The 17672-nt window shown below is 75.5% G+C and carries 16 protein-coding genes; 5 read left to right on the top strand and 11 right to left on the bottom strand.

The window, feature by feature from the left end:
* Positions 1-24: 24 nt before the first annotated feature.
* The 7 genes from AB0F71_RS16525 to AB0F71_RS16555 form a co-directional block, all read right to left on the bottom strand.
* Positions 25-780: a methyltransferase domain-containing protein gene (locus tag AB0F71_RS16525; RefSeq protein ID WP_360233913.1), complete on the bottom strand. Its 756-nt coding sequence runs from the start codon at positions 778-780 to the stop codon at positions 25-27.
* A 3-nt stretch (positions 781-783) separates the two neighbouring features.
* Entirely contained in the window at positions 784-1635 is an 852-nt protein-coding gene (locus tag AB0F71_RS16530) for an SDR family oxidoreductase (protein WP_360233916.1), read from the bottom strand.
* Positions 1623-2492, bottom strand: coding sequence for a TauD/TfdA family dioxygenase (locus AB0F71_RS16535; protein ID WP_360233919.1), 870 nt, complete (start codon positions 2490-2492; stop codon positions 1623-1625). The genes AB0F71_RS16530 and AB0F71_RS16535 overlap by 13 nt, the downstream gene beginning before the upstream one ends.
* On the bottom strand, positions 2489-3760 hold the full coding sequence (locus AB0F71_RS16540; RefSeq protein WP_360233922.1) for an aminotransferase class III-fold pyridoxal phosphate-dependent enzyme: 1272 nt from the start codon (positions 3758-3760) through the stop codon (positions 2489-2491). The genes AB0F71_RS16535 and AB0F71_RS16540 overlap by 4 nt, the downstream gene beginning before the upstream one ends.
* Before the next feature lie 122 nt (positions 3761-3882).
* The gene (locus AB0F71_RS16545) at positions 3883-8172 is read right to left on the bottom strand and encodes an AMP-binding protein (protein WP_360233925.1); all 4290 of its coding nucleotides are present in this window, start codon (positions 8170-8172) and stop codon (positions 3883-3885) included.
* Positions 8169-8882, bottom strand: a complete 714-nt coding sequence (locus tag AB0F71_RS16550) for a DUF6309 family protein (protein ID WP_360233928.1) — start codon at positions 8880-8882, stop codon at positions 8169-8171. The genes AB0F71_RS16545 and AB0F71_RS16550 overlap by 4 nt, the downstream gene beginning before the upstream one ends.
* 20 nt (positions 8883-8902) lie before the next feature.
* Entirely contained in the window at positions 8903-9700 is a 798-nt protein-coding gene (locus AB0F71_RS16555; protein WP_360233931.1) for a phytanoyl-CoA dioxygenase family protein, read from the bottom strand.
* 466 nt (positions 9701-10166) lie between these two features.
* On the opposite strand from AB0F71_RS16555, the gene AB0F71_RS16560 reads away from it, so the two are divergent.
* From AB0F71_RS16560 to AB0F71_RS16570, 3 genes are all read left to right on the top strand, one after another.
* Positions 10167-10838 (top strand): TetR/AcrR family transcriptional regulator, encoded by a 672-nt coding sequence (locus AB0F71_RS16560; RefSeq protein ID WP_360233934.1) that lies wholly within the window; start codon positions 10167-10169, stop codon positions 10836-10838.
* Positions 10839-10973: 135 nt separating this feature from the next.
* Positions 10974-11168 (top strand): DUF1918 domain-containing protein, encoded by a 195-nt coding sequence (locus AB0F71_RS16565; protein WP_360233937.1) that lies wholly within the window; start codon positions 10974-10976, stop codon positions 11166-11168.
* A 50-nt stretch (positions 11169-11218) separates the two neighbouring features.
* Positions 11219-11944, top strand: coding sequence for a DedA family protein (locus tag AB0F71_RS16570; RefSeq protein WP_360233940.1), 726 nt, complete (start codon positions 11219-11221; stop codon positions 11942-11944).
* Here AB0F71_RS16570 and AB0F71_RS16575 read toward each other — a convergent pair.
* Positions 11941-12681 (bottom strand): PIG-L deacetylase family protein, encoded by a 741-nt coding sequence (locus AB0F71_RS16575; protein ID WP_360233943.1) that lies wholly within the window; start codon positions 12679-12681, stop codon positions 11941-11943. The two genes, AB0F71_RS16570 and AB0F71_RS16575, sit on opposite strands and share 4 nt — an antisense overlap.
* Positions 12682-12940: 259 nt before the next feature.
* On the opposite strand from AB0F71_RS16575, the gene AB0F71_RS16580 reads away from it, so the two are divergent.
* Positions 12941-13954 (top strand): NADP-dependent oxidoreductase, encoded by a 1014-nt coding sequence (locus tag AB0F71_RS16580; protein WP_360234064.1) that lies wholly within the window; start codon positions 12941-12943, stop codon positions 13952-13954.
* A gap of 67 nt (positions 13955-14021) precedes the next feature.
* A complete protein-coding gene (locus AB0F71_RS16585; protein WP_360233946.1) occupies positions 14022-14450 on the top strand; it encodes a MerR family transcriptional regulator in 429 nt (142 codons plus the stop codon).
* 7 nt (positions 14451-14457) lie between these two features.
* Here the strand turns inward: AB0F71_RS16585 and AB0F71_RS16590 are convergent, their stop codons facing one another.
* Genes AB0F71_RS16590 through AB0F71_RS16600 form a run of 3 tightly spaced genes read right to left on the bottom strand, consistent with a single transcriptional unit; the run spans position 14458 to position 17566 of the window.
* Positions 14458-15714, bottom strand: a complete 1257-nt coding sequence (locus AB0F71_RS16590) for an MFS transporter (protein WP_360233949.1) — start codon at positions 15712-15714, stop codon at positions 14458-14460.
* Positions 15714-16349, bottom strand: coding sequence for a GNAT family N-acetyltransferase (locus AB0F71_RS16595; RefSeq protein ID WP_360233952.1), 636 nt, complete (start codon positions 16347-16349; stop codon positions 15714-15716). The genes AB0F71_RS16590 and AB0F71_RS16595 overlap by 1 nt, the downstream gene beginning before the upstream one ends.
* Positions 16349-17566 (bottom strand): type III PLP-dependent enzyme, encoded by a 1218-nt coding sequence (locus tag AB0F71_RS16600; protein WP_360234067.1) that lies wholly within the window; start codon positions 17564-17566, stop codon positions 16349-16351. Before AB0F71_RS16600 ends, AB0F71_RS16595 begins: the two co-directional genes overlap by 1 nt.
* Positions 17567-17672: the final 106 nt, after the last annotated feature.

The following is a 17672-nucleotide window of genomic DNA, read 5'->3' on the forward strand; positions in this document are numbered from 1 at the left end:
GCGCGGCCCCCTACCGTCGGGGCGTCACCCACAAGCGGGCGGCAAGGCGGCCTCCCGGTGCCGCCACCGCACCGGGTCGACGGCGGTGGTCCGGGGCGCCGCGGGCGGCGGGCGGTACCCGGCGCAGGAGAGCACCAGCATCTCGCCGTCCCCCGGCTGGAACTCGTACGCCACCCGCTCCACCCGGCTGCCGATCCCGGCCCCGGCCAGTTCCTCGCGCAGCCGGTCCAGGCCGTGGTACCGCTCGCCGGTGTCGTACACCATCAGGGGGAACAGCCGGACCTCCCGCCGTGCGACCCGGGCCAGCTCCAGCAGCGCGGCCCGGTGGAACTCCTCGCCCAGCCGGTTGCCGTAGGAGAAGACCAGGTGCGAGCTGAGCACCAGGTCGAAGGAGGCGTCCGGGAAGGGGAGTCCGGGCAGCGCCCCGGCGACGTAGCGCTCCGGGCGGGCGGCGATGTCGGCCCGGAACAGTCGGGAGTTGGCGGTCCACTGCCGGACCAGGTCGTCCGTGTCGGCGTACCAGGACGGGGTGAAGCCTGCCGTCTCCTGAACCAGCAGGTCCCGCTTGAAACCGGTCTCCCGCTCCACCAGCAGGCCCAACTCCTCCCGGTGCACGGCGTATTCGCGGTCGACGGCGACCGCGTCGATCCCGCGCCGCCCGGCCTCGGCGACGAAGCTCGCCGCCCCGGCCGGGCAGTCCAGGACGCGCTGGTCGAGGTCGCCGTCGGTGAGCGCGAACATCGCGCGGTACTCGGCGAAGGAACGGGCGCTGACCAGCACGTCTCAACCCCTCCCGACGAACGGCATGGTGGCCGGCAGCACCACCAGGGACTGGATGGTGGTGTCCGGCGGCTGCGCGGCCATCAGCAGCAGGGCGTCGGTGAAGCGCTCGACCGGGATGGTCGCCTCCACCGCCGAGGTCCCGTCGGCCTGCGTCGCGGCGGGCTGCGGGGCGCCGTCCGGCGGGCTGACGTTGCCGACGTCGATCTGCCCGCAGGTGATGCCGTACGGCCGGCCGTCCAGGGCGAGCACCTTGGTGAGGCCGAGGACCGCGTGCTTGGCGGCCGTGTAGGCATGGGAGTTGGGACGCGGAACGTGCGCGGAGGGCGCGCCGTTGTTGATGATCCGGCCGCCCTGCGGGTGCTGGGTGCTCATCAGCCGGAAGGCCTCCCGGGCGCACAGGAAGCTGCCGGTGACGATGGTGTCCAGGACGCGGTTCCAGTCGTGGAAGGACGTCTCGGTGATGGGCCGGCGCGGGGCGGCGGCGCCCGCGTTGTTGAAGAGCAGGTCGAGCCGGCCGTAGCGGTCGCGGACGGCGTCGAACAGCCGGGCGACCTCCTCGGGGTTGCGGATGTCGGTGGGCACCGCCAGCACCCGTTCCGGGTCGACGACGCCGGTGTCGACAGCTCCGGAGCCGACGGCTCCGGTATCGACAGCTCCGGAGTCCACGGCTCCGGAGCCGACGGCGAGTGCGGCGGCGAGTGCGGCGGTCTCCTCCAGCGCGTCCTTGCGGCGGCCCGCGACCACCACCGTCCAGCCGGCGCCGACCAGGGCCAGCGCGGAGGCCCGGCCGAGCCCGCTGCCGCCGCCGGTGACCAGGGCGACCTTCCCGTCCGGTCGGCTCACGGCGCCCATGTCTCCCCCTCGTTGAGCCAGATCCGCAGCATCCGCCGGGCGTGCCGGCCGGGTTCGTCGAGGTACGCCGAACGTCCGTGCAGGACACGGCTGTTGCGGATGATCAGCAGGTCTCCGGCGGCCATCGGCAGGCCGAAGGCGATCTCCGGGCGGTACAGCACCTCGTCCAGCACGCCGAGCGCCTCCCACTGACGGTCCGTCAGCTCCGGCCCGCCGCGGTCGGGTGAGGAGCGCACGGTGCGGGTCTGGTAGTAGCAGCCGATCGTGCCGTCCTTCCTCGGGTACAGGATCGGGGTGACCACCAGCTGCGGGCCCGCCCGGCCGGTCCGGTCGAAGGTCCAGTCCTGGCCGAGCGTGGCCAGGGCGTCCGGCCGCTCCCGGCCGATCAGGTCGTGGACGTGCCGGGCGCTCGCCAGCTTGGTCAACCCTCCGCCGTGGTGGGCGGGTTGGAGGCAGAGCAGGACGAGCAGGTCGCAGGTGTCGCAGTGGAATCCGAGTTCGGTGTTGCCGTCCCCGTCGTGGTCGCGCAGCACCGAGGTGAGGTCGCCGCGGCCGTTCTGCGGGACGATCCGGCCGTAGTCCCGCAGCAGGAAGGACAGCACCTCGGTGATCTCCCGCTCCGGCCGGTCCGGGTCGACCAGGTTGGCGACGTGGGTGAGCCCGACCGAGTCGACGGCCGCCCCGACGAAGGACCGCAGCCGCTCGCGCACCGGCCCGGCCGCGCCCCAGCGCCGGGCCCGGGCGTCGGCCCACAGCAGCTGCCGCTCGCCGTCGCTCAGCGGCAGCGACCACAGCTGCCGCCGGGCCTCCAACTCCAGGCTGCTCCAGCCGATCTCGGTCACGGTGTGCTCGTTCACAGCGTCTCCTCCTGCCCCGTCCCGGCCGCGACGGCCTTGGACCAGAGCGCCAGTGCCTCGTCGACCTGCGCGGCCGTGACGACCAGCGCGGGGATCATCCGGACCACGTTGAGGTGGATCCCGCAGAGCAGGAGCAGCAGTCCGAGCTCGGCCGCCGCCTGCTGGACCCGCCGGGCCGTCTCCGGGTCCGGCGAGCCGTCCGGGCGGCAGAACTCGCTGGCCGCCATCAGCCCGCGGCCCCGGACGTCGCCGATGCCCGGCGCCCCGGCGGCGACCGTCCGCAAGCCGTCCAGCAGCCGCTCGCCCTGCTCGGCCGCGTTCTCCACCAGCCGTTCCTCGCGCAGCACGTCCAGGGTGGCCAGGGCGGCGGCGCAGGCCACCGGGTTCCCGCCGTAGGTGCCGCCCTGGGAGCCCGGCCAGGCGCGCCGCATCAGCTCGGTCGGCGCGGCGACGGCGGACAGCGGGAAGCCGCTGGCCAGGCCTTTGGCGGTGATCAGCACGTCGGGCCGCACCCCCGCCTCGTACTGGTGGGCCCAGAACCGGCCGGTGCGGCCGAAGCCGGTCTGCACCTCGTCCAGCACGAGCAGCAGGCCGTGCCGGTCGGCGCGCTCGCGCAGCCCGGCCAGGAACCCGGCCGGGGCGGGGACGTAGCCGCCCTCGCCGAGCACCGGTTCTACGAACAGGGCGGCGGTCTCGGCGGGCGCGGCGACGGTGGCCAGCACCTCGTCCAGCCCGCGCAGGGCGTGCGCCACCGCCTCCTCCTCGGACAGGCCGAGCCGGAAGGCGGCCGGGAAGGGCGCGACCGCGACCCCGGGCGGCAGCGGGCCGATGCCCGCCCGGAAGCGGGTCCCGGCGGTGGTGAGCGAGGCGGCGCCCATGGTGCGGCCGTGGAAGGAGCCCTCGAAGACGATCACGTTCTGCCGCCCGGTGGCGTGCCGGGCCAGCCGCAGCGCCGCCTCCACCGCCTCCGTCCCCGCGGTGGCGTAGCAGAGCGAGTCCAGGCCGGGCGGCAGCACGTCGCCCAACCGGTCGGTGAGGGTGAGCAGTTGGTCGTGCAGGACGGTGGTGTACTGACCGTGCAGCAGCCGGCCGGCCTGTTCGCGGACGGCCTCGACCACCCTCGGGTGGCAGTGGCCGGTGCTGGTCACGCCGACGCCGGAGGTGAAGTCGAGGTAGCGGCGGCCGGCGGCGTCGTAGAGGTGGAGGCCTTCGCCGCGGACGGCGACGACGGGGGTGGCCTGCTTGAGCACGGGGGAGAGCTGGGACAACGGAGTCTGCCTTCTCTCGGGGCGGGTCGGAGCGGGCGGGGTCTGAGCGGTCGGGTCGAAGCGGTCAGGTCGGAGCGGGTGGGATGGGACCGAGCGGGACGGGACCGGTCGGGCGGAACGGTTCAGCGGGGTGGCGGCAGGTGGCCCGCCTCGGCGGCCCAGGTCTGCGCGGCCGCCCACCACCGCGCGGTCGGCGCGGCGAAGCGGACGCCCAGCCGGTCCAGCACGGCGGTGGTGTACCCGCAGTCCACCCGGACGTTGCGCTCCTCCTGCTGGGCCCAGGCGGCGGCCAGCCGGGCGGCCGTCGGGTGCCGCCGCTCGGCCCGGGCGATGGCGGCCGCGAAGCCCGCCTCGTCGGTGAGCCGGACGGGGCGGCCGTGCGCGGCGAGCCAGCCCACCAGTTCGTCGTGCGGCGTCGGGTACGGGTTCTCGACGTGGTACGCGCCGGGCGCCGCGTACGGGTCGAGGGCGATCGCGGCGATCCCGGCGGCCACCGTGTCCACGTACGAGAACGCGAAGGCCGTGTCCGGTCGGCTGGGGGCGGCACCGGCCAGCAGGTAGCCGCGCACCAGCTGGTAGACCCGGTTGTCGCCGGGGTTGGCCTGGAAGGCGCCGGTCCGGCTGTGCGCGGCGATGTGGCCGCTGCGGTACAGGCAGGCGGGGTGCCCGCCGGCCGCCCAGGCCCGGACGGCCTGCTCGGCCCGGTACTTGCTGCGCTCGTACGGGGTGCGGAAGCGCTGGCCGATCCACAGGTCCGCCTCGCCGAACCGGCGCGGCGGGCCGTCCACGCCGCCGGACACGGTCAGCGTGGAGACGTGGTGGAACCGGGCCTGCGGGGTGTGCTCGCCGACCCAGCCCAGCAGTCGGCGCACCGCCGCGTGGTTGGCCCGCTCCAGCTCCTCGGGCGCCGCGACCAGCCGGACGTCCGCCGCCGCGTGCACCACGATCCGGGCCTGCCGGGCCCGTTCCAGCCCGGCCGGGGACAGGCCCAGACCGTCCCGTTCGAGGTCCCCGGCGACGACGTGGGCGGCCCGGCCGCCGGCCAGCCGCCGGACGGCTCCGGCGTCGTCGGCGGCCCGCACCAGGCAGGTGACCACGGCGCCGCGCCGCCGGAAGGCGTCCAGCAGGTGCCGCCCGAGGTAGCCGGTGGCGCCGGTGAGCAGCACCCGGGCGGGTTCGCGGACGGTCGCCCGGGCGGTGCGCGCCACCCCGGTGTGCAGCAGCTGCCCGGAGGTGGACAGCGGCGAGCGGACGGGCTCGTCCGCGGTGGGCCCGCCGAGCACCGTGGCGAAGTGGTCGAGGACCCGCCGGGCGGCCGGGTGCCCCACCCTCGGCCATCCGTACACCAGGTCGGCGACCAGGCGCCGCTCCACCACCCGGGCGGTGAGCCGCAGCCGGTACAGCGGGTCGCCGCCGGGGCAGCGGGCCGTACCGGCCTGTTCGTCGGCGACGGTCCAGTCCAGCGCGGGTTCCTCGGGCAGCCGGAAGGTGCCGAGGAAGTTGAACCCGAGGTCCGGCCGCGCACCGGGGGCGTCCATCGGCCGGACGGGCGCCTCGCGCAGCCGGCGGGCCGTCTCGGCCGGTCCGGCGCCGCTCGCGGGGGCCAGCTCGACGTGCTTGACGGCGGTGAACCAGCCTACGGTGTCCAGGAATTCACCCGGGTCGCCGACCGCGTCCCGGCCGTGGGTCTCGACCTCCACGGCCAGCCGGGGCCCGCCGCGCCGACCGGTCGCGGCCTCGGCACGGGTGGCGACCTCGGCACGGGCAACGGCATCGGCGAAGGCGTCCAGCAGGACGGCCTCCAGCCCGGCGCCACCGCCGTGCCGGGCGACCAGCCGGGCGGTGGCCTCGGCGTCCAACGCCCAGCTGAGCGCGGCCGGTCGGACGGGCGGACCGGCATCGGCGTCGGCCCGCACCGGCGCCGTGGGCAGGGCGGCGGCGGGCGGGGCGACAGCCGGCGAGGCAGCGGCCGCCCACCGGTAGAAGTCGGCCGTCGGCGGCAGCCCGGCCGGCTCGCCGTCCAGCACCGCCCGGTAGGCCCGGGCGAGGTCGTCCAGCAGGATCCGCCAGGACAGCCCGTCGACCACCAGGTGGTGGGCGATCAGCGCCAGCCGCTGGTCGGTTCCGGGCGGGCCGGTGAACAGGTGGGCGCGCAGCAGCCGGCCGGCCAAGGGGTCGAGGCTGCGGTGGAGTTCGGTGCAGACCCCGGCGACGGTGTCGGCGATCGCCCGCGTGGCGCGCGGGATGCGGGAGTGGGAGAGCGGGTCGAGGTCCGCGACGGCGAGCGGTTCGCCGGGACCGTCCGGGCCGACCGGCCGGCGCAGCGCCGGGTGGCCTTCCAGGACGGCCGCGAGTGCCGCCGAGAGCACGGCCGGGTCGACGGCGGCGCGGCAGCGCAGCAGTACGGACTGGTTCCAGTGCCGCAGGTCGTCGACCGACACCTGCCGGTACAACCAGCGCTGGGCGGGGGCGAGTTGGCCGCCGCCCGGGTGGCGCGGCGCCGGTGCGGAGGCGCCGACGGGCACGGCCGCCGAGGCCAGCCCGGCCGCCGTCGGGTACCGGTAGAAGTCCTCGTGGGCGACCCGCAGCCCGGAGCGCCGCAGCAGGGCGATGGTGCGCATGGCGAGGATGGAGTCCCCACCGAGGCCGATCACATCGGCCCGCGCTCCGACCCGGGGGAGGCCGAGCGCGCCGGCCCAGAACCGGGCGATCTCCCCGGCCAGGCCGTCCCCGGCCGCATCCGCCGAACTCACCGAACCCGCCGGGCCCGCCGCACCTTCCGAGTCCGCCGAATCCGCCGAATCCGCGAAGTCCGCTCCGCCGGCCGGATCGGCCCGGGCCTCGACCAGCCGGTCCACCAACTCGGCCAGCCGGGCCCGGTCCAGCTTGCCGTTCGGCCCGAACGGGAAGTCGGGCAGCACCAGGACCGGCTGCGGCACGGAGTAGCCGGGCAGCCGGGAGCGCAGCCGGTCGACCAGCCCCGACAGGTCGACGGAGGGATCCAACAGCCTTACCACGCCGATCAGTTGGTTCCCGGTGGAGCTCTCCCGCAACAGCGCCGCCGAGCCCACCACGCCCGGGTGGCCGTCCATCGCCCGCTCGACCTCGGCGAGGTCGACCCGGTATCCCCGGACCTTCACCTGCCGGTCCACCCGGCCGAGGAACACCAGGTCGCCGTCGGCCCGTCGGCGGCACAGGTCGCCGGTCCGGTAGGTCCGACGGCCGTCCCGCCGGACGAAGCCCCGGGCGGTCTCCTCGGGCCGTCCGAAGTACCCGGCGCTGACGCCCCGCCCGCCGATCAGCAGCTCCCCCACCGCGCCGTCGGCCACCGGCCGCCCCGCGCCGTCCACCAGCGTGAGCAGCACCTCGCCGATCCCACTGCCGATCGGCACGGTCGCCTCCCCGTACGGGAGTTGGCGGGCGGCGGTGGCCAGGAAGCAGGTCGCGCCGACGGTCGTCTCGGTCGGCCCGTAGTGGTTGACCAGCCGCTCGGTGACGCCGTCGTCGAGCAGGGCGGCCGCGAGCGGGCGGGGCAGGGCCTCGCCGCCGAGCAGCAGGGTGCGCAGCGGCGGGGTGCCCGCCGGGCGGCCCTCCAGCAGCGCGGCCAGGTGGGAGGGGGTGGTCTTCACGGTGTCGACCCCGGCGCGGTGCAGCGTGGCCCAGAACGCCGTGGGGTCGCGGGTCTCCCGGTCGGGCACCACGTGCACCGAGCCGCCGGTGGCCAGGGCGAGCAGCCAGGCGGTGTGGCCGAGGTCGGCGGCGAGGGTGGTGACATGGGCGAGCCGGGGGGCGTCGGCCTCGGTGAGCCCGAGCCGGGCGGCCAGGGCGTGGGCGTAGTGGACGGCGTTGGCGTGGGTGACGGTCACGGCCTTGGGCTCGCCGCCGGATCCGGAGGTGAAGGACAGGTACGCCGGGTCCTCCCCGCCGGGCCGACCGCCCTGCCACCCCGGCTCGTCCGCCGGTCCGTCCACCGGCCCGGTCGCCGGCACGGTCGCCGGCACGTCCGCCAGCACGTCCACGACCTCGGCGCCCGGAGCGGCGCCCCCGCCCTCGGTGGCGAGCACCCGCCCCACCCCGACGGCGGCCAGCCGCCGGGCCAGGTCGGGGGCCGTCCAGTCCGGGTCGGTCAGCACGGCGGCCGCGCCGGAGCGCAGCACTCCGTGCAGCAGCACCAGCATCCGGGCGTCCCGGGGGCCGAGCAGGGCGACCCGGTCGCCGCGCCCGGTGCCGCCGGCGGCCAGCCGGGCGGCGATCCGCCCGGCGGCGGCGTCCAGGGTGCGGTGGTCGAGGCTGCGGCAGCCGTCGCTGACGGCGGGCCGGTCGGGATGGGTGCGGGCACGCTCGGACAGCAGGGCGGTGAGCGAGCCGGTGTCGGGCGTGGTGGCCCGGAGGTGCTGGGTCGCGGAGGTCACGCCGGCTCGTCCCCCGTCCGCACCGCGCGGGCCGTTCGGGTCGTTCGGGTCGTTCGGGCCGGGTCGGCCGTACGGGCCGTTCGGGTCGGGTCGGCCGTACGGGTCGGGTCGGTCCGGTCGGTCGTACGGGTCGGGTCGGCCGCGCGGTGCGCATGGACCGCAGGGTACGGACCGGGCAGGTCCAGGCCCGCCGGATCCCCCGCCAGGTACCCGTCCAGCACGGTGCCCGCGCGCAGCCGCCCGGCCAGTTCCCAGGCCAGCATGCGGTGCAGGCCGTCGACGTGGATCAGCCCGTGCCGGACCACCAGGCCCTGGTAGTCGGGGTGGTCGACCGGCGCGGTGGCGAGGTAGAGCGCGGTGAACGGCGCCCGGCGGAGCAGCCGGAGCTTCGCCGCGCAGAGCGGGTTGGCCGCCGCCCAGTCGGCGCCGCCGGAGCGGACGCGTTCGGCCGCGTGGGCGACGGTCAGCCCGGTGCGCGGGACGAGTTCGCGCGCGCCGCCCTCGCTGAGGTGCCAGGGCAGGACGACGCCGAGAACGTCGGCCCGGGTCAGCCGGACCCGCCACCAGCAGCCGGGGATCTCTTCGTCGGCGCGTTCCAGGTTCTCCTCGCCGTACAGGTTGGTGTTGGCCTCGTGGGCGCGTTCCACCGGATGGTCCCGCAGGTAGGCCCGGTGGACCTCGGAGTAGGCGACAGCGCTGACGATCTCCACGACGGTGCTCCTCAGGCGGTTCAGACGGTTCCGGTGTACTCGGTGAAGTGGTGTTCCGCGAACAGGTCGGGCCACTGGCCGTCGGCCAGGTCGAGTTCGCGGGCCCGGGAGAGCATCTGCCGCCAGTGCGGCTTCACCGGGCGCCAGCGCGCTCCGACCTGGCAGTAGGAGGCGTCGATGAAGTACCGGGGCCGGCCCGGCCCGCCGGGCGCCGGCCTGCGGGTGTGGAACAGCGCCGAGTTGAGCAGCACCGTGGTGCCGGGCGGCAGCCGGTCGAGGACCACCTCGCCGGGCAGTTCGCCGGTGCCGTGGTGGGCGTAGGCGCCCTTGTCCGCGGTGCGGCGGTGCGAGCCGGGCAGCACGGCCAGGCTGCCGACCCGCTCGTCCAGGCCGGTGAGGTAGTGCAGCGCGTGGACCATCAGCAGTGACGGGTCGGAGCGGTCGTTGGGCTCGCAGTCGTGGTGCCACGGCTTTCCGGGGAGGTCGGGGGCCTGGCGGTCGCTGTGCAGGTGGTGGAAGACGAAGGACCGGCCGATCAGTCCGGTCAGCGCCCGCAGCAGCGGTGGGTGGGTGAGCAGCTCGCCGTGCGCGGGGAGTTCCAGTTCCAGCAGCGGGGGCGGCCCGTGCCGGCGGGGGTCGGTGCAGGCGGCGATCGAGCGGGCCCGCAGGCCCTCGTCCACCCAGCGGTCCACCTCGGGGGCGAGGCGTTCGCGCAGGGCTTCCGGGAGCAGCCCGGGCAGGACCAGGTACCCGGACTCCAGGAACTGACGACGGCGCTCGACGTCGAGGGCCTCACGCCCGGTGGAGAACACGGTCACCGTACCGACCCCCTCCTTCCGTTCGACGGGACGCACAGCGGGACCGGCCACAGCGGGACTCGGCACAGCGAAACTCGGCACAGCGGTCCGGAGTACGGCGGGCCGGGGCACGGCGGGACGCGGTTCGGGCATGGAGGCACACGGGTCGTCCTGACTTCGGGTGGCGGCGGTGTCGCCCGTCGTCGCCACGGACAGCTGGATGCGCGTTCGGAATCGCGACCGGGCCCATCTACCGGGCCCACGATCGCCACGAAGCGAAAGGAGTCGATCACGCAAAGTGATCCGCCCCAGGAGTATGAACCGGCCTTCGCGTCCACGACAAGACCAAAGCCAACCCGTGGCCACCTTCCCGCCACCGTGCCGTTCAGCTCCGGCCACCAGTCGCTTCGCACCCCAACGGAAACTCCGGCGCTCCCCCGCCCCGATGATTCGCCGTCGGAACAGCGGATGCGGCAGAGTTGGCGGCATGAGCGTTGACGCCCGGAGTCTCCAGCACAGCCCCGGACCGGCCAGGCGGCGGCCGGTCCAGCAGCGCAGCCAGGAGCGGTACGGCCGCATCCTGGACGCCTGCGCCCGGCTGCTGGACGAGGTGGGTGCGACCGCCCTGACCACCAAGGAGGTCGCCCAGCGCGCCCAGGTGCCGATCGGCACCCTGTACCAGTTCTTCGCCGGCAAGGAGGACCTGCTGGCCGCCCTCGCCACCCGCAACCTCGACCACTACCTCCAGCGCCTGGACGACCGGCTGGCCGGCTCCGCCCCGGTCGGCCCGGCCGGGTTCACCGACCTCGCGGTGGAGGAGTTCGTCGCGATGAAGCGCGCGGTGCCCGGTTTCGGCCAGGTCGACTTCGGGCTCGCCGGTACGGCGGTGCCCTCCGGGGTGCGGAACGAGAAGCACCTGCTGGACTCCGGCGTCGACAACAACACCGCCGTCGCCCTGCGGCTGCAGGCACTCGGCGGCGAACTGTTCGAGGCCGGCGACCCGGCGGCCACCACGCTCGCCCTGCGGGTCGCCCTGGAGGCGGCCGACGCGGTGCTCAAGCTGGCCTTCCGGGGGGATCCGCAGGGCGATCCGGCGCTGATCACCGAGTGCAAGCGGCTGGTGCGCGGCTACCTCGCGCAACAACTGCCCGCCCACTGACCGCCGTCCCTCGGCCCCGGCGGGTCCCGCCGCCCCCACGGCTCCCATCGCTCCCGTCGGCCCGAGGCGTTGCGGGCCCGCCGCCCGCGCAGCACAGTGGATAGCGGAGAGCCCGCACGATCCGAGGAGCAGACCATGCACGCAGCGGTAGGTGACCAGCTCCACATCCACAGCAGAGCCGTGGGCATGGTGGACCAGAAGGGCGAGATCATCGAGGTGCGCGGCACCGACGGTGAGCCGCCCTACGTGGTCCGCTTCGAGGACGGCCACGAGGGCCTGATCTACCCCGGCCCCGACTGCAACGTCGAACCCCGCCTGGCGGAACGCTGACCCACTCCCCCGCCACCTCGCGCCGGGCCCGGGCGAGGTGGTGAGGAGGGGTGTCCGCGCCCACGACCCCGCTGCCCGGAGCGCTCGCCGGGCTCGCGCCACTGCTGGACCACTACGGGTACCTGGCGGTGGCGCTGCTCGTGCTGCTGGACAACTGCGGCATCCCGGTGCCCGGGCAGACCGTCCTGGTGCTCGCCGCGGTGTACGCGGGCACCGGGCACCTGGACCTCGCCGCCGTCCTGCTGATCGGGGCGGCCGCCGCCACCCTCGGCAACATGCTCGGCTACCTGATCGGCCACACCGGCGGGCGCGCCCTCGTCCACCGCTGGGGCCGCTACGTGCTGCTCACCCCGGCCCGGATGGAACGCGCCGACGGCTTCTTCGCCCGGCAGGGCGGCAAGGTCGTCACGGTCGCCCGCTTCGTGGACGGGCTGCGCCAGTACAACGGCATCATCGCCGGGACCACCGAGATGCCCTGGCGCCGCTTCGCCGTCTTCAACCTGCTCGGCGCGGTGCTGTGGACGGCCGTCTGGGGCACCTTCGGGTACGTCGCCGGGGCCAACATCGGGGCGGTGTACCGGACGGCGCTGCGCTACCAGCTCTGGTTCGCGATCGGACTCGGCGTCCTGGTCGCGGTGTTCCTGCTGCGGCAGGTGTTGCGCTACCGGCGCCGGCGCCGCGAGGACGCCGACGCCGGCACCGGCACGCTGGAACCTGAGGATCCCACGCAGGAACCGGAGGGGCCTGAGGGAACTGAGAGGCCCGGGAGCGGTTAGCCCAGCGGGAACACCTCGAACGGCACCGCGAAGCGCGTCCCCAGCCGGCTGCCCGCGCCCCGGCCGAAGCCCTCCAGGAACTCCCGGGCGTCCGCCATCGCCCCGCCCAGCCCAGCCAGGTACGCCTTGTGCTCCTCCAGCGAGGCGACGCCCAGGTCGAAGGTGTCGGTGGTGTCCACCGCGTGCCGGGCCTCGGGCGAGGCGGCCGCCCAGATCTGCCGGACGCCGTTCCAGGGCTGGTGGCCCTCGTCCAGCAGTTCGCGGAACACCCAGCGGTTGCCCGCGTCGCGCACGCCGTCCAGGGTGGCCCGGCCGACCGCGATGTGGTCGGCCTGGTTGAGGAACGTGCCGCCGTAGGTCTCCCGGAAGTTGCTGGTGATCACGATGTCCGGGCGGTGCCGGCGGACCACCCGGGCGATGTCGCGGCGCAGCGGCAGCCCGTACTCGACCACACCGTCCGGGTGGCCGAGGAACTCGACGGTCTCCACCCCGACCACCCGCGCGGAGGCGCGCTGCTCGGCCTCGCGCAGCGGGCCGCACCGCTCGGGGTCCATCGCGTCGATCCCGGCCTCGCCGCTGGTGACCATCACGTAGACCACCTGCTTGCCCTGGGCGGTCCAGCGGGCGACGGCCGCCGCGCCGCCGTACTCCATGTCGTCGGGGTGGGCGACGATCGCCACGGCGGTCCGCCAGTCCTCGTCGACGGGCTGGTAGGGCTCGGGCGCCTGCTCGGTCATGCTGCTCTCTTCCTTCGCTCGCGGCTCGTACGGCTCGCACAGCCCGTACCGCTCGCACGGCTTGTACGGCTCTCGATCACGCCGTCATACGGTCGTACCGCAGGTGACTCTAGAAGACCGCCCTCCCCACGCCCCGTCAGACACCCCTCCCGTACCGGGGCTTGCCCCTGACCCGTGCGTCAGGGGTTAGCGTCCGGTCGTCCCGCGGCGGTCCCGCCGCACCACTCCCCCTCCCAGCGCGAGGAGCGCCGCCGTGCCCCTGCCCACCACCGCCCGCGTCGTCCGGCTGACCGCCCGACCCGAGGGCCTGCCCGGCCCCGAGCACTTCACCGTCACCGAGGAACCGCTGCCGGCCCCCGGGCCGGGCGAGGCGCTGGTCCGCAACCGGGCCTTCCTGGTCTTCCCCGGCCTGCGCATCCTGATCAGCGGCCAGGGCTCCGACCTGCCGCTCCCCCACATCGCCCCCGGCGACGCCCTGTTCGGCCCGGCCCTCGGCGAGGTGCTGGCCGCCCCGGCGGACGGGCCGCTGCGCCCGGGCGACCTGGTCACCCACCTGCACGGCTGGCGGGACCAACTGGTCGCGGACGCTGGGCAGTTCACCCCGGTCCCGACTGGCTTCCCGGACCCGACGGCGCTGGTCTCCGCCGCCTCCGCCGGCTACGGCGCGCTGACCCGCAGCGCCCCGGTCCGCCCCGGCGACGTGGTCCTGGTGACGGCAGCTGCGGGCGCGGTCGGCACCCTGGCCGGGCAGATCGCCCGGCTGCTCGGCGCCGCCCGGGTGATCGGCACCACCCGCTCGCCCGCCAAGGCGGAGCGGCTCACCGCCGAACTCGGCTACGACACCGTCCTGGTGCCCGGCGAGCGCCCGTTCGCCGAGCAACTGGCCGAGGCCGCACCGGAGGGCCTGGACGTCGTGCTGGACCTGGTCGGCGGCGAACAGCTGACCGCCGCCGTGGACGCCGCCCGGCGCGGCGCCCGGTTCGCGCTGGTCGGGGCGGTGTCCGGGCAGCTCGACCCGGCCCGCCGGGGCGGTGACTCCCCCGCGGTGATCGACAGCTTCCGGGTCACCACCCACGGCCTGAGCCTGCGCGGCTTCACCGTGCTCGACCACCCCGACCTGGAGGCCGAGTGGCGCGAGCGCCTGGGCAGTTGGCTGTCCAGCGGGGACCTCGTCTTCCCCCGGACGCCGGTCGCGGGCATCGAACGGGCCCCACAGGCGTTGACCCGGGTGTTCACCGGCGACACCTTCGGAGCGACCCTCGTGGAGCTCTGACGTGGAGCTCTGACGTGGAGCCCTGACGTGGAGCTCTGACGTGGAGCTCTGACACCGAGGAGGCGGGATGCGGATCGGCGACGCGGCGGCCGCGACGGGCACCACCCCCAGGGCCCTGCGGTTCTACGAGCAGCGCGGGCTGCTGCCCCCGCCCACCCGCTCCGGCTCCGGCCAGCGCGAGTACGGGCCCGAAGAGGTCGCCCGGGTCCGGGTGATCCGCCAACTGCTGGCCACCGGGCTCACGGTGGACGACCTGGCCAGCCGCCCGCACCGGCTGGGCCTGCTCATCGAGGACCCGCCCCGGCGCTGCACGGCCGACCCCGGTCCGGAGACCTTCGCCCCGGTGATCGCCGCCCGGCTGGCCGCCCTGGACGCGGAGATCGCCCGGCTCATCGCCCGGCGGGAGCGGCTCGCCCGGCACGCCGCGACGGGGGGCGTCGACGTGCCGGGCGAGGACTGGGACGCGCCTGACTGGGACGCGCCTGGCGCGCCCTGAGGGGCGCTCAGCCGGCCTCGGGCGCGGCGAGCCGGGGTTCCAGCGCGGGGGCGGCGGGCCGGGGCCAGCTGATCCGGGTGGCGCAGAGCGAGACCACCGCGGCGGAGGCGGCGACCGCGGCCATGCCCCAGACCAGGCTGGTGCCGCCGGCGATGAAGCCGATCACGGCGGGGCCGGCCAGCAGGCCGGTGGTGCCCATGGCCGCCACCAGGGAGAGCGCGTCCGAGCCCTGGCGGGCGGCGGCGACGTAGACGCAGGGCGTGACGGCGGCGACGCCGAGGCCCACGCAGGCGAAGCCGAGCAGGGTGGGCACCACGCCGCCGGTCAGCAGGGCGACGGCGAGGCCGAGGCCGGCCAGCAGGCTGCCGGTGCGGACGATCCGGCCGTCGCCGAAGCGGGTGCGCCAGCCGTCGGCGAAGATCCGGGCGCAGACCATCATCACCGAGACGACGGCGATGCCCAGCGGGGCGAGTCCGGCCCCGGCGTCCACCACGTCCTTGAGGTAGAGCGCCGACCAGTCGTTCATCGCCCCCTCGGTGACGGTGCCGAAGACCATCGCCAGGCCCATCCAGAGGGTGGCGGCGGCCGGCAGCGCGAAGCCGCGGCGGGACTTCCTCCCGGCCTGCTCCGCCGGGTCGGCGGCCCCGTCCGGGCGCGCGGCCCCGTCCTGGCTCTCGGCCCCGTCCGGGTGCTCGGCCAGCAGGCCGGGCCGGGCGGCCAGCACCAGCACCGCCAGCAGCGCGGCGGCCAGCCCGAAGTGGACGGCGAGGCTGCCGGTGACGGCGTTGACCCCGGAGGCCAGCAGGGCGGCCAGCAGCGAGCCGGCGCTGAACGTGGCGTGCAGCCTGGACATCGTGGTGCGCTCGAAGCGGGCCTCCAGGGCAGCGCCCTGGGCGTTCATCGCCACGTTCAGACAGCCGACGGCGACGCCGTCGCAGAACAGCACCAGCAGGGTGAGCGGGTAGTTCGGCACCACCGACAGGGCGAGCAGGACCACGCCCAGGGCGAGCGCCGACAGCACCGAGAGCAGCCGGGAGCCGAACCGCCGCATCAGCACCGCCACCAGCGGGAACGACACCGCCGCGCCGATCCCGCAGGTCATCAGCAGCAGGCCGATCTGGGCCTCGCCCAGGTCGAGCCGGGCCTTGAGCGCGGGCACCCGGGACACCCAGGTCGCGTACTGGAAGCCGAGCGCGAAGAACAGTGCGCCGATGGCCAGTTGGGAGCGGCGGAACTCGTCGCGCGCGGGGGAGGTCATGTGCATCAGCCCACTTCGGCTCTGGGTGCGGAACCGGGAGTCGGATCCGCGGGGTTCGGGGCGCGGTCCAACGGCTTGGCCATGTAGACGGCCGCGGCGCCGTAGCTCGCGGGCAGCCCGATCTCCGGCCGGGCGCGGTAGCCCAGCCCGGCCCACAGCACCTCGGAGCCGCGCACGGCGACCAGCGAGAGGGTGCGGTGGCCGGCCGCCCGGCCGGTCTCCTCCAGGTGCCGCAGCAGCCGCGGGGCCAGGCCGCGGCCGCGCGCCCGCTCGGCGATCACCAGGTCGTGGGCGTGCAGGTTGCTCTCCGTGGGCCGCACCGCGGCGCCGGTGGAGGCCAGGCTGAGGTCCGGGCAGCGGAACAGCGGGTACGGCAGGGCGAGCAGGTAGCCGGCGAAGCCGTCCGCGTCCTCCAGGACGAAGCAGGTCGACGGCGAGGCGCGGTGCCGGGAGCGCAGCGCCGCACCGCCCTCGGAGAGGCCGCTGGCGGCGTAGGCGCGCTCCTCGGCGGCGATCACCTCCGGCCAGTCCTCCTCGCGGAGCAGCCGGATCCGGGTGTCCGTCGTCGCCGTATCGGTCATCGTGGTGTCCGCCGTCGCTGGGTCGGTCGTCGCTGTGCCCGTCGCCGCTGGGTCGGTCATCAGCGGACCTCCTCGGGGTGGTCGCCGCCGACGCAGGTGTACGGCAGCGGCGGGAAGCCGTTGAAGCCGCGGGTGGCGTAGGCGGTGGCGTAGGCGCCGCAGGAGTGGATCCACACCGGGTCGCCGGAGGCGAGCGCGTACGGGACGCGCACCGCGCCGTCCTCCTGGGCGTACGCGTCGTCGCTGTCGCAGGTCGGGCCGGCCACCACGGCGTTGACGAACTGCCCGCCGGGGTGGCTGGGGAACTCCAGGCGGTACTGCAACTGGTCCATCTCGTACAGGCCGTTGAACTTCCCGCAGCTCAGGTAGAGCCAGTCCTCGCGGGTGCCGTCGAGCCGGTGGCGGGAGGAGAGCCGGGCGACGTGGGCGCGGATCGCACCGTGGTCGGCGACCAGGTGGCGGCCGGGTTCCAGGACGAAGTCCAGCGGGGCCGCGTTGACGGCGCGCAGCCGTTCCATGCCCTCGCGGATGACCGTGAACATCTTGTCCAGCGGCGGTTCGAGCGGGCGGCCGGCCCGGTCGAGGACGCCGAGGGCGGGTAGTCCGCCGCCGAGGTTGATCCGGTCCGGGGTGATGCCACGCCAGTTGAGCGCCTCCAGGACGGCGGCCAGCGAGTCGATCGCCGCGGTCCAGGCCTCGGCGGTCATCTGCTGGGAGCCGACGTGCACGGACAGCCCGGAGGGCACCAGCCCGGCGGTGCGGGCGGCGCCGAGCACCCGCAGGGCGTCCTCGGGCGAGCAGCCGAACTTGTGGCTGAGCCCCCACAGGGCGCCCTCGCCGGTGGTCGCGATCCGGCAGAACACCCGTGACCCGGGGGCGTGTTCGGCGATCGCGGCGACGTCCTCCAGGCTGTCGGTGGCGAACTCGCGCACGCCCAGCCGGTAGGCCTCGACGATGTTGCGGTCGGACTTGATGGTGTTGCCGTAGTGGATCAGTTCGGGGGCCGCCCCGGTGCGCAGCGCCTGGGCGATCTCCTGCGGACTGGCGGCGTCGAAGCCGGAGCCGAGCCGGGCGAGGTGGCCGAGCACCTCGTCGACGGGGCAGGCCTTCATCGCGAACCGGACGGCGACACCGGGCAGTTCGGCGCGCAGGGCGGCGTACTGGCGGCCGATGCCGTCGAGGTCGTAGATGACGGTGTCCTCGGTGGCGGCGGCGAGCGCGGCACGGAGGGCGGTGTGGTCGTGCTGGTCGGGGCGGGGCGCGCGGTCGGCGTGCACGGCGGCGGAGGCGGTCGGGGCTCGGTGGTTGGTCCTCCCCCGGTCGGGCCGGTCAGCCCGCTCGGCCCGGTCGGCCCGGTCATGCGGTTCGGCGGCGTGCTGCGCC

Source organism: Kitasatospora sp. NPDC028055 (assembly GCF_040637885.1).
Taxonomy (GTDB): domain Bacteria; phylum Actinomycetota; class Actinomycetes; order Streptomycetales; family Streptomycetaceae; genus Kitasatospora.